General features: G+C 38.6%; 15 protein-coding genes. 7 read left to right on the top strand and 8 right to left on the bottom strand.

The annotated features are described in order from the left end of the window. The first annotated feature begins 135 nt into the window (after positions 1–135). The gene (locus H1P_RS21325) at positions 136–1,083 is read left to right on the top strand and encodes a succinylglutamate desuccinylase/aspartoacylase family protein (RefSeq protein WP_144871133.1); all 948 of its coding nucleotides are present in this window, start codon (positions 136–138) and stop codon (positions 1,081–1,083) included. Positions 1,084–1,156: 73 nt separating this feature from the next. Here H1P_RS21325 and H1P_RS21320 read toward each other — a convergent pair whose 3' ends face one another. Next, on the bottom strand, positions 1,157–1,936 hold the full coding sequence (locus H1P_RS21320; protein ID WP_144871131.1) for a RodZ domain-containing protein: 780 nt from the start codon (positions 1,934–1,936) through the stop codon (positions 1,157–1,159). Positions 1,937–1,990: 54 nt separating this feature from the next. Beyond that, positions 1,991–2,794 (bottom strand): pseudouridine synthase, encoded by an 804-nt coding sequence (locus H1P_RS21315; protein ID WP_144871129.1) that lies wholly within the window; start codon positions 2,792–2,794, stop codon positions 1,991–1,993. A gap of 406 nt (positions 2,795–3,200) precedes the next feature. Between H1P_RS21315 and H1P_RS21310 the strand changes: the two genes are divergently transcribed. Then, positions 3,201–3,887, top strand: a complete 687-nt coding sequence (locus H1P_RS21310) for an LmeA family phospholipid-binding protein (protein WP_144871127.1) — start codon at positions 3,201–3,203, stop codon at positions 3,885–3,887. A 37-nt stretch (positions 3,888–3,924) separates the two neighbouring features. Here the strand turns inward: H1P_RS21310 and rsgA are convergent, their stop codons facing one another. From rsgA to grpE, 5 genes are all read right to left on the bottom strand, one after another. Continuing rightward, positions 3,925–5,037 carry a small ribosomal subunit biogenesis GTPase RsgA gene (gene rsgA, locus H1P_RS21305; protein WP_144871125.1) on the bottom strand — a complete coding sequence of 371 codons (1,113 nt, stop codon included), beginning with the start codon at positions 5,035–5,037 and terminating at the stop codon, positions 3,925–3,927. Continuing rightward, positions 5,034–5,291, bottom strand: a complete 258-nt coding sequence (locus tag H1P_RS21300) for a sulfurtransferase TusA family protein (RefSeq protein WP_144871123.1) — start codon at positions 5,289–5,291, stop codon at positions 5,034–5,036. Before H1P_RS21300 ends, rsgA begins: the two co-directional genes overlap by 4 nt. Further along, positions 5,288–6,421, bottom strand: a complete 1,134-nt coding sequence (gene dnaJ, locus H1P_RS21295) for a molecular chaperone DnaJ (RefSeq protein WP_144871121.1) — start codon at positions 6,419–6,421, stop codon at positions 5,288–5,290. The genes H1P_RS21300 and dnaJ overlap by 4 nt, the downstream gene beginning before the upstream one ends. 83 nt (positions 6,422–6,504) lie before the next feature. Beyond that, positions 6,505–8,538: a molecular chaperone DnaK gene (gene dnaK / locus H1P_RS21290; RefSeq protein WP_144871119.1), complete on the bottom strand. Its 2,034-nt coding sequence runs from the start codon at positions 8,536–8,538 to the stop codon at positions 6,505–6,507. Positions 8,539–8,657: 119 nt separating this feature from the next. Further along, positions 8,658–9,461, bottom strand: a complete 804-nt coding sequence (gene grpE, locus H1P_RS21285; protein ID WP_144871117.1) for a nucleotide exchange factor GrpE — start codon at positions 9,459–9,461, stop codon at positions 8,658–8,660. A 236-nt stretch (positions 9,462–9,697) separates the two neighbouring features. Here grpE and H1P_RS21280 point away from each other — a divergent pair, with 236 nt between their 5' ends. The 4 genes from H1P_RS21280 to H1P_RS21265 all read left to right on the top strand — a co-directional run bounded on the left by H1P_RS21280 (position 9,698) and on the right by H1P_RS21265 (position 14,982). Next, positions 9,698–11,716: a GspE/PulE family protein gene (locus H1P_RS21280; RefSeq protein WP_144871115.1), complete on the top strand. Its 2,019-nt coding sequence runs from the start codon at positions 9,698–9,700 to the stop codon at positions 11,714–11,716. Positions 11,717–11,892: 176 nt separating this feature from the next. Further along, on the top strand, positions 11,893–12,993 hold the full coding sequence (locus tag H1P_RS21275; RefSeq protein ID WP_144871113.1) for a type IV pilus twitching motility protein PilT: 1,101 nt from the start codon (positions 11,893–11,895) through the stop codon (positions 12,991–12,993). A 154-nt stretch (positions 12,994–13,147) separates the two neighbouring features. Further along, positions 13,148–14,362: a type II secretion system F family protein gene (locus H1P_RS21270; RefSeq protein ID WP_144871111.1), complete on the top strand. Its 1,215-nt coding sequence runs from the start codon at positions 13,148–13,150 to the stop codon at positions 14,360–14,362. 47 nt (positions 14,363–14,409) lie between these two features. Then, positions 14,410–14,982, top strand: coding sequence for a hypothetical protein (locus tag H1P_RS21265; protein ID WP_144871109.1), 573 nt, complete (start codon positions 14,410–14,412; stop codon positions 14,980–14,982). A gap of 3 nt (positions 14,983–14,985) precedes the next feature. Here the strand turns inward: H1P_RS21265 and hpf are convergent, their stop codons facing one another. Beyond that, on the bottom strand, positions 14,986–15,642 hold the full coding sequence (gene hpf, locus H1P_RS21260; protein WP_144871107.1) for a ribosome hibernation-promoting factor, HPF/YfiA family: 657 nt from the start codon (positions 15,640–15,642) through the stop codon (positions 14,986–14,988). A gap of 504 nt (positions 15,643–16,146) precedes the next feature. On the opposite strand from hpf, the gene lipB reads away from it, so the two are divergent. Beyond that, on the top strand, positions 16,147–16,503 hold a 357-nt coding region (gene lipB / locus H1P_RS21255; RefSeq protein ID WP_144871105.1), incomplete at its 3' end, for a lipoyl(octanoyl) transferase LipB.

The following is a 16,503-nucleotide window of genomic DNA, read 5'->3' as shown; positions in this document are numbered from 1 at the left end:
AGCTATAAGCGCGATTACTATAGAAGGCTTAAAGCTTATAGCTTAAAGCTTATAGCTAAAGCCGTAGGCTTTGTAAGCAATAATTAACAGAAGATTCGGTAACTCATATCACGAACGATCGATATTTAACGATAAATGACCAATGAAATTGAAATAGCGAAAGAAACAATTCTCCCAGGGCGATCGCAAATACTAGAAATTCCCGTGAGTCGTTTACCTACCCAAACTGTATTATCTCTTCCTGTAACAGTGGTTAATGGCACAAAACCAGGGCCCAAATTATGGTTAAGTGCAGCTATTCACGGAGACGAACTTAATGGCGTGGAAATTATTCGGCAAGTCTTAGAACAAGTCAAACCAGAAAATTTACGAGGAACTCTTTTTGCTGTCCCTATTGTCAACGTATTTGGCTTTATAGAGCAATCTCGCTATCTTCCTGATAGAAGAGATTTGAACCGTAGCTTTCCTGGTTCAGAAACAGGCTCTTTAGCTTCTCGTTTGGCAAATTTATTTATGCGAGAAATTGTTAATCAAAGTACCCACGGTATCGATTTACATACCGCAGCCATCCATCGAGTTAATTTACCGCAAATTAGAGCCAACCTAGCCGATAAGGCAACTTATGATTGTGCTAAAGCTTTTGGTACAGAAGTAATTATGCACGCTACCACCAGAGATGGCTCTTTACGCCAAGCAGCAACCAAAAAAGGAATTCCTGTACTTTTATACGAAGCAGGAGAAGCCTTGCGTTTTGATGCTCAAGCTATTGCAACGGGAGTCCAAGGCATTTTTCGCGTTATGAACCATTTGGGAATGTCTGATTTTTCTACTATCAAGTTACCTACCGCACCTACAGAAATTCGTAAAAGTAAATGGGTTAGAGCCTCAAGAGGTGGCATATTTCATTTAGCTATTGGCTTAGGGGAAAAAGTGGTTAAAAAACAAAAATTAGGCTTTATTACCGATGCTTTTGGACAATCACAACAATGGGTTCGTGCTAGTGTGAACGGTATTGTCATTAGCTACACTCTAAATCCTCTCGTAAATCAAGGCGATGGTATTGTCCATTTGGCGGTGATTTAGTAATCGGTGAGCGGTGACCAGTTATCACTCGATCGGTAAAAACTTATTACTTTCTTTGTCAATCCTTACTTCTTTAATTAACCGTATAAGTTACTTCTTCTACCTGTCCTGGTTTACCCAATAATTTCTCTTGACCATGATTGTAGGTGACAACCACTCCTCCAGCATTTCCCGCAATGATATTAATTTGTTCTCTAGCGGTCCAACTGCGTTGTGTTCCTTTAGGAAGAGTACCTTCAAACTCTACTTTTCCATCCACCATTACTTTCAGCCAGCAACGGTCTTTGAGGGTAATATCTACTACAACTGATTCGGAGTTATTACTGGTAGATTGAGAAACAAACTGTGAAGGAGATGCCGAAGAAATTGTGGTAGGCGTAGATTTACCTGTTGGTGTTGCCGTCGAAACAGCTACTTCTGGTTCGGAAATAGTAGACCGATCGACTACAACTGGCTGTTCCACAAAACTTGCGATCGCCTTTACTGCTGCAATGACAAGAAACAAATAAATAAAGTAAAGATGTCGAGATTTAAGCTGAAAAGCTGGCAAACTTGGGCTAATATTAGCTTGTTTGCTGGTTGAAACCAAGTTTTGCTGATCTTCTATGATTTCTTCTAGTTCTTCTTCATCTAAAATTTCTGTAACACCAATTGCCTGAGCATATTTAGCAATTAAAGCCTTGGTGTAAAAAGGTTCTGGTAAATCTTTTACTCTGCCTTGTTCAATTGCGGTTAAGATTCGCTTGGAAATCAGAGTTTTTGCTGCTACATTTTCTAATGTAATATTTTGCTCAATACGATTACGATATAAGCGTTCACCAATTTTTTTTAATTTTTGTTCCGAGATTAACATGGGAGACAACTAAAAATTAGGAGATTGTTCGGATTTTTGTGGTGTCGGGAATTGCTATTGTAGTTTTCTATGTGCTGCACTCCCGCCAGATGCAGTTAAGTTTAAAAGATTTTTTTTAAAAGTCTTTTGCAAAAATGTAACCTCTGCGGTTGTCAAATGGCGATAGTTTCCTTGAGGTAGAATTTGTCCTGATTCAGTGCGTAAAATGATAGAAGCGATCGCCGTACGATGCAAACTAATTACTTTAAATCCTAAATGTTCGGCGATACGCCTTATTTGGCGGTTTCTACCTTCAGTTAAAATTATTTCTAGCAAAGTTTTTGTGTGCTTTTCTTGCACAATCTTGACTTTTGCGGGTAATGTTCTGCGATCAATCAGCATAATCCCTTGACGCCAGAGTTCCAAATCTTTATTGGTCGGACAACCATCTAACCAAACATGATAAGTTTTTGGCAAGTGATAGCGAGGATGAGTCAAATTCAGGGTTAAATTTCCATCATTGGTTAACAGTAAAGCACCACTAGAATTAAAATCTAATCTTCCCACAGGATGAATTCCTTGTCCTTTTCTTAAATGATCGGGTAACAAATCAATCACAGTAGGTCGCTTTTGAGGATCGTGACAAGTTGAAACTACTCCTAAAGGCTTATTAAGCAATAAATAGATGTGAGTCGGACGATTATTTTTTTGTATGATTTTACCATCAACCTCTAGCTGATCTCTGTTGAGATCGACTCGATCTCCCAAGATCGCTAAGCGATCGTTAAGCTTAACCCTCCCTGCTAAAATCATTTTTTCTGCTTGACGGCGTGAAGCAATTCCCCATTGAGATAAAATCTTTTGTAATCTTTCTGTCATATCGCCGTTTTCTACTATGATAATTCCATCATAAGTATAATAAGCGACTCTACTAGCGATAGGTGTGCAAGAGTTTAGTTAACACTGACAAAATGTGCTAGTGCGACCAAGAAAGAATTATTTTTTCTCTGGAAAAAGCCTATTCTCATAATTCCCATAAACTTTTAGAAAGTATCATTAAAGATATAACAAAATTTTTAACAAGGTTATTCATAATATTTTTTCTGCTACATAAGATACAAAATAGTTTATCTGAAAACTAATTCTGATTTGCTATCAATCCAATGTACTTTACACTTTGACAAAATGCTATGGTCATCTGTCTTCAATGCCTGTATTGTGTGGAAACAGGAAATAATCATAGATTCAGACCTATGCTAAGACGATCGAGATTGTTAAAAAGTTTATGCTGATTGATAAATTGTTATCTGGTGCGGTTAGATTATGGTTAAAATCTCAAGTTTCGGCTATCGATAATTTAAAAATTAAAATAATAGGTAAAGATAGACAAATTCTTCAAGGTTGTATCCCTGAAGTGTGTGTTAGTGCCAATAACGCTGTTTACCAAGGGCTTCATATCTCCGAACTTAGAATTAAAGGTACTAATATTAATTTTAACTTACCCCAAGTTCTTAAGAGAAAACCACTACAATTGTTAGAGCCAATTATTGTTGAGATTAAAGTTTCATTACAGGAAACAGATTTGCAAAATTCTTTATCTTCTCCTTTATTAGCTGCTGGATTAACTGATATGTGGAATCGCTTTCTCTGTGATAATCAAGAAAAATCAGCTCAAAATCCAGAAAATTACCAATGGGAGCATCTATATTTATCAGAATCAGTAATTTCTTTTGACGGAACTTATAGTAAGCAAGAAAACGATAATTATCCTCTAGGAATTACCACAAGTATCAAATTAAATGACTCTCATAGTTTACTATTATCTCCTAGAAAAATTACTACTATATCAGAGCTTCCAATCACAAATACTGAGAGCTTAATGCTAGATTTGGGAACACAAGTATCTATCGCTCACTTCGATCTTACTTCAAACCATTTATTGCTCAAAGGAACAATTACAGTCTTTCCCTAGATTAATCAATTCAAAAACGATTGATAACTAGTCACTATTAAATAAAGTCTTCATCTAAATCATCAACAGAGCGATCGCTGTAAATATCCTGTAAACTCTGATGTTTATGACGACGAGAACGACGACGATACTTTTTGGTAGCTAATCTCGGTTCATATTGAGCTTTTCCAGAACGTTTGACTTTTAACTTAGTATGAGATTCTTCATCGGGGGTATCTTGTAAATTCTTCTGATATGCGATCGCTTTTTCTAAAAATTCCCGATAATATTCGTAACGCTCCCAATCTCCTCGCACCACGCAATTAGGTTCATCTCGATGTAAACAGTCACCAAACTGACAAATTCCCTGTTGTAAACGTTCTCTTGCTTCGGGGAAATACCAGGCTAATTGCATTGGTTCACAGGTTAAATCGGGTTGATTAAACCCAGGACTATCCGCTAGTAACCCTCCTCCTGGTAGTTCAAATAACTCTACATGACGAGTAGTATGACGACCTCGTTGTAATTTACCCGAAACCTCGCCTACTCTTAGGCTAGCATCAGGAATTAACTGATTAATCAAACTAGATTTTCCCACCCCACTAGGTCCTGCAACAATAGTAATTGTGCCTTGTAAAAGCTGGAACAATTGCTCAATACCCTGCTGTTGTTTGGCACTGATCAAGACAGGCTTGTAACCCCAATCTTTCAATCTTGATTGCCATTGCTTTCGTACTTCTTCGGTAATAAGATCGCACTTATTCAAGCATAAGCACAACTCTAAATTAGTAGACTCTGCTTCGATCAAAAAACGGCTTAATTGCCAGGGGTCTAAAGCGGGTTCTGCTACAGCAAAAACCAACAGAATACGATCTGCGTTTGCCACAGGAGGTCGTTGGAGTTCCGTTTTGCGCGGTAATACTTGGGAAATAGCTCCTCTAGCATCTTGCCAGTCTGGTTCTTCGATGACAACGCGATCGCCAACCATAACTTTTTGCCCAATTTTTTTCAATCGAGTTCTGCGAGTACAGAGTAAATACTGAAAACTACTTTCTTTAGTTGACAAATTGCCATTTGCTAACCTTACCCGATAAAAATTAGCCTGTACTGCCGTTACTGTACCCAGTAGCTCAGTATTATTTTCTTGCTGATTTGTTGTCGCATAATTCACAGTGTTTCAGGACGACTAACCAACAAAGAAAAATATTCTTCACAATCTTGAATCGATTGCAAGTTGTAACCCTCAACCTTTAGGCTATTGGGTACTTGTTCTATTGGCTCTCCTGAATCTAACCACACCTCTAAAACTGAGCCAGAAGGCATTTGTTCCAGACGTAGCTTAGTCCGCACAAAATTTATAGGACAAGGAGTACCCCGTAAATCTAATAAATCATCTGCTTTAGTTTGAGAGGATAAATCGCTCATTTATGAAATAATCCCCCTAAAAATCCTTCAAGACCACCTTTACCAATGCTTTCACCCTTGATTTTAGCTAATTGTTCTAACAAACTTCTTTCTTCAACATTAATTTTGGTGGGAATATTGACTTTAATCGTAATTAGATGATTGCCTCGACTTACTGGGTTGCCCAGCTTTGGTACTCCTTTATTTTCTAAGATAATTACCGTATCAGGCTGAGTCCCTGAAGGAATTGTCACCTCTTCTTCACCATCTACAGTATTGACAGGCAAACGACAACCTAAAATAGCCTGCAAATAGCTGATAGTAATCTCAGAGTTAATATTAATGCCATCTCTGGTGAATTCTTTATCAGACTCGACAAACAAATAAACATATAAATCACCTGAAGTTCCGCTTCTGACTCCAGCATCTCCTTCTCCTGAAACCCTTAAACGCGTACCATTATCAACTCCAGGAGGAATAGTGATTTTTAATTTTTTAGTTTCTTGTTTGCGACCAGCTCCATTACAAGCATCACACTTCGCTTCAATAACCTCTCCTGTCCCATTACAGGTAGGGCAAGCAGACACTTGGGCAAAACTACCAAAAGGAGTGCGAGTAGCCCGCTTTACTTGACCAACACCATTACAGGTACTACAGGTACGAGCTTTTGTCCCAGGCTTGGCACCGCTACCACTACAAACTTGACAAGTTTCCAAATGAGGAATCCGAATTTGTTTTTCCCCACCAAATACAGCTTCGCGAAATTCCAGTTTTAAATCTAACCTTAAATCATCACCCCTTACAGGTCCGTTACGACGACGGGAAGTACTAGGACCACCTACACCACCAAATCCGCTAAAAATAGACTCAAAGATATCAGCAAATCCACCCATATCTCCATACTCAAAACCAGAAGCTCCACCTGCTCCAGAAGAGACTCCAGCCTCTCCAAAGCGGTCATAACGACCACGAATTTCTGGCTCTGAGAGTACTTCGTAGGCGCGACTGATTTCTTTGAACTTTTCTTCAGCCCCAGGCTCTTTATTGACATCTGGGTGATATTTACGAGCGAGACGACGATAAGCTCGCTTAATTTCTTCTTTGTTCGCATCGCGAGATACGCCTAGGATTTCGTAGTAGTCCCCTGCCATAAATTTTTAGTAGTTTGTGTGGTGTATTAATCGTACTCTAACAAAATAGTATATAAAAGTTTTTATAACATTAGATTGCTGATTTAATCCACAACTTCATAATCTTCAAAAGTAGTTTCATCGAACATAGTTTGATCGTCATAGGAGGTATCCTGCTCTGCCAATCTTTGATTTCGCTCTTCAACCTTTACAACTGCTTTGCTTTGGGATGACTGATTTGGAGGTGTGTCAAATTGAATACTTTCTCCTGAGATAGTTGTATCTATATCCAATTCTACATCTTCACTAAATTCTGCTCCACCTGGACTTGCCTGTTGATAAACATCCGTTCCTGCTTGCAGAAGTTTCTGACGGAACTGCTCTACAAGATTTTGCACGGTTTCAAAAGAGACATTAGAATTATCAAAAGCAGTTTCTATTTGCTCTTGTAACTCCCTAATCTGCTGTTTTAATTCTTCGCGGATAAACTGCTCTCTTTCTTTGAGAGTTGATTCATAGTTATAAAACAGATTTTCTGCCTGATTTTTAAGTTCTACCAACTCAATACGACGGCGATCTCTTTCCGCATAGGCTTGTGCTTCTTGGCGCATTTTTTCTACCTCTGCATTACTCAGACCTCCAGTATTAGAAATAGTGATGTTTTGGTTTTTGCCTGTTCCTTTATCTTCGGCAGAAACCTGCAAAATACCATTAACGTCTATTTCAAAGCTAACTTCAATTTGAGGAACACCACGAGGCGCAACGGGGATTCCTGCTAGTAAAAATTTACCCAGGCTCTTATTATCCTTCGCCATTGCCCGCTCTCCTTGAAGAACATGAATTTCTACTGATGTTTGTCCATCCGCAGCCGTGGAAAAGATTTGTGATTTACTAGTAGGAACAGTGGTATTTCGTTCAATAATTTTTGTAAAAACTTCTCCTAAAGTTTCAATACCTAACGATAGAGGAGTGACATCCAATAGTAAAAGGTCATCCACTTCCCCCCCTAAGACTCCCCCTTGAATCGCTGCACCTAAAGCTACAGCTTCATCAGGATTAACAGAGCGGTCTACTTGCATCTGCTTAAATACTGTTTGAATCGCTTTTTGAACTGCGGGAATTCGAGTCGAACCACCAACTAGAAGCAAACGGTCAATTTCACTGGGTTCTAAGTTGGCATCCTTGATAGCTTGCTTGACTGGCTCTAAAGTATCTTTGATTAGTTGGTTAGCTAGCTCTTCAAATTTAGCTCTGGTTAACTCCATCTCTAGATGCTTTGGTCCAGTTTCATCAGCCGTAATAAAGGGTAAATTGATTGAGGTAGAAGGAGCAGTAGACAATTCAATTTTGGCTTTTTCTGCTGCTTCTCGAAGACGTTGAAGAGCCATTTTGTCATCTTTAAGATTGATATCTTCTTGCTCATGAAAAACTTGCATCATCCATTGAACAATGACATTATCAAAATCATCTCCACCCAAATGATTGTTACCTGAAGTTGCTCTAACTTCAAACACCCCATTACCTAATTGCAAGATGGAAACGTCAAAAGTTCCCCCTCCCAAATCAAATACCAGAATGTTCTGCTCTTGCTCTAATTTATCCAAACCATAGGCTAAAGCAGCAGCAGTGGGTTCGTTAATAATTCGTAATACTTCCAGTCCAGCGATTGTTCCTGCATCTTTAGTTGCTTGCCGTTGGGCATCGGTAAAATAAGCAGGGACAGTAATAACTGCTTGAGTTACTGCTTCGCCTAAAAACTTCTCTGCATCTGCTTTGAGCTTTTGTAAGATCATTGCCGAAATTTCTTGGGGCGTATATTGACGATCCTGAATCTTGACATCTACGGTATTATCTCTGCCAGTAGCACAATCATAAGAAACTCGGGAACGTTCTTCTCCTGTATCCTCCCAACGGCGACCAATAAAACGCTTAATACTATTAATTGTGTTGAGGGCATTAGTAACAGCTTGCCTTTTTGCTAATTGACCTACTAAGCGAGTATTTCCTTTAGCGAAAGCTACCATACTAGGAGTAGTACGCCCACCTTCGGAGTTAGCAATTACTATTGGCTTCCCCCCCTCCAATACTGAAACACAACTATTAGTAGTTCCTAAGTCTATACCAATAACTTTTGCCATAATGTCGGGGCGGTAATATCAATGTTAATTAATGTGAATTTACAGTGCATTGATAATAGATTCATAATGATTAGTTAGTCAGTATAAGACATTAATCTTTTGTCTTTAAGACTAACAATTTAGCTCACAGACTCTGTATTATCCACTGAATTTTCTTCTATTGTTTGTTCTTCTTCCGAGGTTATCACGGGTTCAATCGGAACAGCAACTTTCACCATGGCATGACGTAAAATTTCTTCTCCCAACGTATAACCACGCATTAGCTGTTCAATGACAGTCCCTTCAGGATATTCATCTGTTGCTTCTCTAAGCATTGCTTCATGATAGTTGGGATCGAATTCTTGTCCTTCGGGGCGCATTGCGGAAACTCCCATTCTTTTTAAGCAATCCACTAGAGTTTTATAAACTCCTTGATAGCTGTTATGAATAGTTTTTTCTCCTTCTGTGTTGGGTTTAATTTGAACTCTGGCACGCTCAAAATTATCTACGACAGGAAGTAAGTGTGTAATAACATTCTTTTTAGCTTGTTTTTCCAGATTTTCTTTTTCTGTAGCAGTTCTGCGACGAAAATTCTCGAAATCGGCTGCTAATCTGGCATATTGACCCTTAAAGCCATTACTTTGTAATGTTTTTTCATCTAAGAGTTTTTTGAGATTGGCATTTTCTTGTTGCAGCGCAGTGATAATCTCTGCGTTTTCTTGGTCAATATCTGTTTGAGGCTCATTTTCGACGACCGTCTCAGATGCTACTTCTTCTTGAGAGATGTCTGATTCTGAGACCGCTTCTTGATTATTTGTGACCACTTCAGAATCGTTTACGGATGCGGGACTTTCTTGATTTTCTTCTACTACAACTTCTGGAGTAGAGGAACTTTCTTGATTTTCTTCGGGGTTAGTTGCTGGCTGTTTTTGCTCTTCAATCATAGGAATTTTATTGCCGAGACTATACTTAAAATTTTACTTCTAGGTAATAAAGATCGATTACCGCTAACTTAATGTAACATTTCGTCAACTCTTGCGTTCTTTCTCTTGGTAGACATTTCCTGAGCAGAATTACTCACCAATTTTGAGCGCAAGATTCAGATTTTTCTCATTCAATTTGAAAGTTTAACAATATTTTCGGGAACACTGGGTAATATCAGGAGATATTTTATGATTTTATGACTTATTCTTCATCTTCTAAATCGAAAAGAACTAGAGCGATCGCATTACGCAATTATTTTTCTCCTTTTGGCAATCAGTTAGTGGAAGCTGGCGTTGTTAGTGGCGAGCAAATGCAAAAGGCTTTACAAGATAGCCGAAAATCTGGTCGTTCTCTAGTTGATATTTTGGAGTCGGTTACGGGAGAAGCTTTACCCCCCGACTTAGTTCGTCAGTATAAAAAACACCATTTATTTGAATTAAAAATTCTTTATGGTATTGAGTCTGTCGATCCAGAAATTGAAGAGGTTAATGGAAATCAGACTGCGGAATTGATTGAATCTTTAATTCCTCTGGATTTATGTCGTCGTTATCGTCTGATCCCGATTAAGAAAGAGGAGAGCGAACCGCCTTCGATACTGGTTGCTATGGTAGAGCCAGAAAATCTGGAAGCACAAGACGATCTCAATCGGATTCTCCGTCCTAAAGGTATTGAGTGGCAACGGATGGTAATTACCCAAGCTGATTACCAAAAATTAATTGATAATTACCTGGACGAACAGGTCAAGAAGAAAGAGCAAACTGCCAAAAAAGCGGAAAATGTCAATGTTGATGTTTCTCTCGATTTAGACAATTTAGATTTTAATCTCGAAGAAACAGATGATGAAGTTGCAGATGATTTAGGTGCAGTAAATGATGCTCAAGGCGCACCTATCATTAGTCTGGTTAATAAAATTTTGGCAAAGGGACTTCAAGATGGAGTATCCGATATTCACGTTGAACCCCAAGAAAGTGGGTTAAGGGTACGCTATCGCAAGGATGGGGTTTTACAGGAAGCCTTTGACCCAATGCCCAAGAAGATTATTCCTTCTGTGGTTGCTCGTTTTAAAATCATGGCAGATTTGGATATTGCAGAAAAACGTTTACCCCAAGACGGTAAGATTCGTCGTATGTTTCAGGGACGCAAAGTAGACTTTCGAGTTAACTCTTTACCCAGTCGCTTCGGAGAAAAGATTTGTTTGCGGATTTTAGATAACTCGGCTACTCAGCTTGGTTTGGATAAACTGATTAGCCATGAACCTACTTTAGAGTTAGTCAGAGACATGGCACAACGTCCTTTTGGCTTGCTGTTGGTAACAGGTCCTACTGGTTCGGGTAAATCGACAACTCTTTATTCTGTATTGGCAGAGCGTAATAACCCTGGAGTAAATATCAGTACTGCTGAAGACCCCATTGAATATTCTTTGGATGGTATTACCCAGGTTCAGGTAATTCGTGAGAAGGGAATGAACTTTGCTTCGATTCTGCGAGCGTTCTTACGACAAGACCCTGATGTCATTTTGGTGGGAGAGACTAGAGACTCAGAAACAGCACAAACAGCTATTGAAGCTGCAATGACTGGTCACTTAGTTTTGACAACTCTTCACACTAATGATGCTGCGGGGGCAATTTCTCGTCTCGATGAGATGGGTGTTGAACCCTTTATGATTTCTGGTTCTTTAGTTGGTATTTTGGCACAAAGACTGATGCGTCGTGTTTGTGGTGAGTGCAAGATTCCCTATAATCCCACTATCGAAGAATTAGCTCGCTTTGGTTTATCTGCTTCTAATGGTGAAGAAGTCACTTTCTACAAAGCAAACACTTTAACTTCAGAAGAAAGAACCGCAGCCAAAGCAGAAGGTACTCTTTGTCCCAAATGTGGTGGCGGTGGCTATAAAGGTCGAGTTGGTGTCTATGAAGTAATGAAAAACTCTGAGAAAATACAAGAATTAGTCAACCAAGGGGCTACCACAGATCGCATTAAAGAAGTAGCTGTAGAAGAAGGAATGATTACTATTTTGGCTTATAGCCTTGATTTGGTTCGAGAAGGTCACACCACCCTCGAAGAAGTAGAAAGAGTAACGTTTACTGATTCTGGTTTAGAAGCAGAGCTAAAAGCCAAACGTAAAAGTGGCTTAATTTGTCGTACCTGTAATGCTCAATTACAGCCTGAATGGTTAGATTGTCCTTACTGTATGACTTCTCGCTTTAGCGATTAAAAAGCTCTTAGCTATTAGCTTTACCCTAGCGCAAAGACTTGAATTAATTATCTTATTTCTCAATTCAAGATTTGTTGTCAAGAAGCATGATGAGAAAGCTTCAACAAAAAAAGTCTCAAAGCTTTTACTAAAAATTTTAGGGAAAATACTCACACTTTAAATAAAGAGAATCAACTATGGATTTAATGATTGAAGACTTGATGGAACAGCTTGTAGAAATGGGCGGTTCTGATATGCATATTCAAGCTGGTGCGCCTGTTTATTTTCGTATCAGTGGAAAACTAGGCCCTGTTGGGGAAGAACTTAATCCTCAAGATTGTCAAAAACTTATTTTCAGTATGCTCAATAATACTCAAAGAAAAGATTTGGAGCAGAACTGGGAATTAGACTGTTCTTATGGGGTTAAGGGTTTAGCTCGTTTTCGGGTCAATGTATATAAAGAAAGAGGTTGTTATGCAGCTTGTTTAAGAGCGTTATCTTCTAAAATTCCTAATTTCGACCAGTTAGGATTGCCTGATGTAGTTAGAGATATGACGAATCGACCCAAGGGCTTAATTTTGGTAACAGGACCCACAGGTTCGGGAAAGACAACTACTTTAGCAGCGATGCTGGACTTAATTAATCGCACTAGAGCAGAACATATTCTCACAGTGGAAGACCCTATTGAATATGTTTTCCCGAATGTAAAAAGCTTGTTTCACCAAAGACAAAAAGGAGAAGATACTAAAAGTTTCTCCAATGCTCTTAAAGGTGCTTTACGGGAAGACCCCGATATCATTCTGGTAGGGGAGATGCGGGATTTAGAAACAATTTCCTTGGCGATTTCCGCAGCAGAAACAGGACACTTAGTTTTTGGTACGTTACACACCAGTTCTGCCTCTGGTACGGTAGACAGGATGATAGATGTATTCCCCGCAGCAGAACAGGCTCAAATTAGGGCGATGCTGTCCAACTCTTTAGTAGCAGTATTTAGTCAAACTCTCGCTAAGAAGAAAAGCCCTAAACCTGGTGAATTTGGGCGAGCTATGGCACAAGAAATTATGATTGTGACACCTGCGATCGCAAATTTAGTTCGGGAGGGTAAGGCTTCTCAAGTCTATTCAGCAATTCAAACAGGGGCAAAACTAGGAATGCAGACGATGGAACAGGCTTTAGCTAATATGGTCAAAACGGGAACTATCTCGATGGAAGAAGCGATTGGTAAAAGCTCTAAACCAGATGAATTACAACGTCTTGTTGGTGGTGCTGCTGTTTCAAAAGCCAAAACTCGTCGTTAAAGAAGTCATTAGCTGTGAGCCATTAGTCATTAGTTAATCAAGCAACTAAAATTTCAATTTTCTTTTGGTTAAAAACTCTTAACATCAAAAGAGCCAAGAGCAAAAATCTCAACCAAGTTTATTTATTAAGTACTATTAATTAAGTGAATTATTTATGACCGTATATAATGTCAAGGTTAAAGACCACTCAGGAAACGTTTTTACCGAAAAAGTCGAAGCAGCCTCTCCCGAACAAGCCCGTAGTATTCTCAAAAATAGATATGTTGCGGTAGGAAAAATTACCAAGTCTGCTTTTGATTTCGATCTGTCTCAATTAGAAGTGGCTTTGAGTAAAGTCACGGTTAAAGATAAGGCTGTTTTCTCCCGTCAATTATCAGTAATGGTTAATGCGGGGGTTGCTATTGTGCGATGCTTAGGTATTTTGGGCGACCAAGCAGGTAATCCTAAGCTCAAAAAGGCTTTAATTGGGATTAGTGCCGATGTACAACAGGGAAATAGCTTATCGGAAGCGATGGCGAAACATCCTGAATGTTTTGACGATCTCTACGTCAATATGGTGGAAGCAGGAGAAACAGGGGGTGTATTAGATGAAGTATTGGAAAGACTCTCTAAACTGTTAGAAGATATTGCTAAGCTACAAAACCAAATTAAGTCTGCTATGACTTATCCAATGACTGTCGGAGCTTTTGCGGTAATTGCTTTTTTGGGTATGACAATCTTCTTGATACCAGTATTTTCAGGCATCTTTGACTCTTTGGGTGCAGAATTACCTGCTTTAACTAAATTTATGGTGTGGCTGAGTGACACTTTAAGAAGTCCTAGAGCAGTTATTCCCATAGCAGTTATTGGTGGTTTAGTTTTTGCCTTTAAAACTTACTATAAAACCCCTATGGGTAGGTTACAGATTGATGGTTTTATGTTGAAGATGCCTCTATTTGGTGACTTAAATGAAAAGTCTGCTGTAGCTCGTTTTTGTCGAGTGTTTGGAGTTTTAACTCGCTCGGGAGTCCCTGTTTTAAACTGTTTTGATATTGTTTGTAACACTGTCAGTAATCAAGTGATTGTCAATGCAATACGAGGCGCAAAATCGGATATTCAGCAAGGTGGGATGATTTCTCTGGCGATTCAAAAAGAAAATGTTTTCCCTCCCTTGGCGATTCAGATGATTAGTATTGGGGAAGAAACTGGAGAATTGGACTCTATGATGTCTAAGGTGGCAGATTTCTACGAAGATGAGGTAGAACAAGCGGTTAAAGCTCTAACCAGTATGATTGAACCGATCATGATGGTAGGGATTGCGGTCATGGTTGGTACGATCTTGCTTTCGATGTATCTTCCAATGTTCTCGATTTTCGATCAATTAGCTTAATTAATTTCTCGATCTACAAGCAAAGAAAAGGCTCAAGTTTTTGTTTTATGAGTGTAAAACAGTCTGATTATGAAAAGTTGCTTGCAGAGTATAGTTGTCGTAACAGAGCGATCGCTCTGTTAAAGCAATATCGTCCTTATCTGGAAACTCTACCAAGTACTCGACGACCAGAAGAAAGTTTAATTACTATTCCTTTACCTGTTATAAGAGTTCGTCAACCTCAGTCTCATTCTCAGGATTATACTCATATTAATTCTGATGTCATAGCCACCTCTCTTCCTTGCGATCTGGGAATTGTGATGTGCGATCCTGAATGGAAAATCAAAATGGGGACGGAAATACTAATTTTTATTCACCGGCCCCACGAAGATTTTTCTCAGTTATTAAGTCGTTGGCGAAAAACCCAGGTTTATCTGGATCGAGATTATGAATGGATTATGCCTTTAGGAGAAGAACACATCTTGAGTGAAGCAGCAGAAAAAATTTATCCTCTATTTGTGTTGTTCGACTCTAGCCCAGAAAGGATTAAGCAAGGTTTAAAAGGTGCGGGTTTGCCTTTTGTCATTTGCGAATCTCATACCACAGTTGATGAAGAGACAAACCATAACACTATTGTTTAATAATCAACCAATAACTGGTAACTCATGGTGGTTTACCTTAGCATGATGACCGTTACCATTTTGATTAGCATGGCTATTATCTGCGGGGCGAGGTTGAATAACTCCATATCCACCATGATTACGACAATAAATTACATTAATTTCATTGGTTGTACTATTGCAGAACATATAGAAATCATGGTCAATAATTTGCAGTTGCTCCAAAGCTTCTTGAACCGTCATCGGAGGCATCACAAAATATTTAGTCCTTACCACTTCTTCAGGTAGTTGAGGAGTTGTTGCTGATGATAAATCGATCTCTACTGGCTCTTTTTCAGTTAATTCTAGTTCTCTAATATTGGTATGAGCATGAGTTTTTTTATGGAGTTGTTTTTCCTTGTATTTGCGTAACTGACGAGCGATTTTATCTGCAACCATATCAATACTGGCGTAGAGATTTTCGCTACTTTCTTGCGCTCTGATTACTGTTCCATTAGCATACACAGTTACTTCTGCTTGATGAGTATCATTGGCACGATTATGACTGGCTACAGATAAATGAACATCAACTTTAGTCGTCAAATTATGAAAATGTCTAACAGCTTTCTCTACCTTTTGTTGAACATGATTATTAATTGCATCGGTAACTTCAATATTATTGCCTTGGATCAATAGCTTCATACTAGACTCCAAATAGATATGGGGTTGATTTTTTAAGTTCTACAGACCAGTAAAACTATAACAAACTGCAATTATTAAATTAATCTTATTTTTATTTAACATTGCTTTCTTGATAGAAAATTACTGGGGGGTCATCGTTTTTTTAGTTGATACTGTCTGCTGCTGTCGTCAAAGATTAAGCACAAATATCAAGAGCGTTCCCATTCCTCTTTGCAACAATAGTTTTCTTTTGTTTATTCTAATTTAAGATTTTGCAGCAATTGTATGTAGTATCAATTAAATCTCTCGAACTTTGGTTTACTAACTCTTCGAGGTCATATAATTATTAAATCACTTTTAAGTTAGTAATAACTGTCTCCTTCTACTCTCAAAGTTATTTTCGAGCAAAACTTTAATGTTTGATGTTTTAATACTCTCAGATTAACACTTGAGTATTCCACAAAACATATACTTTGTAATTCTTTTTATTTTCTTTTACATTGGTTGACATTTTGTAAGATAAGGATGACAGATTTAACTTTACAAATGAGAAATTGTGTTTTAAAAAATTGGGGGATTGTTCCTTATAGGGCTGCTTGGGACAATCAAAAGTTTTTGGTGGCGGAACGTTTAGCTAACCCGAACCTCAAAGATTGCTTGATTTTATTAGAACATCCTGAAGTATATACACTCGGTACTAGCGCAAGTACGGAATTTCTTCATTTCGATCCCACAAATAGCGATCGCCAAATTTATAGGATCGAGCGAGGAGGGGAAGTTACCTATCATTGTCCTGGTCAATTGGTGGGTTATCCCATACTGAATTTAAAGTACTATCAACAGGATTTACATTGGTATCTGAGGCAGTTAGAAGAAGTTATT

Origin of the sequence: Hyella patelloides LEGE 07179, assembly GCF_900659865.1 — a bacterium.
GTDB lineage: Bacteria > Cyanobacteriota > Cyanobacteriia > Cyanobacteriales > Xenococcaceae > Hyella > Hyella patelloides.
The sequence above is the reverse complement of the archived record's forward strand: the minus strand, read 5'-3'. Positions and strand labels throughout refer to the sequence as shown.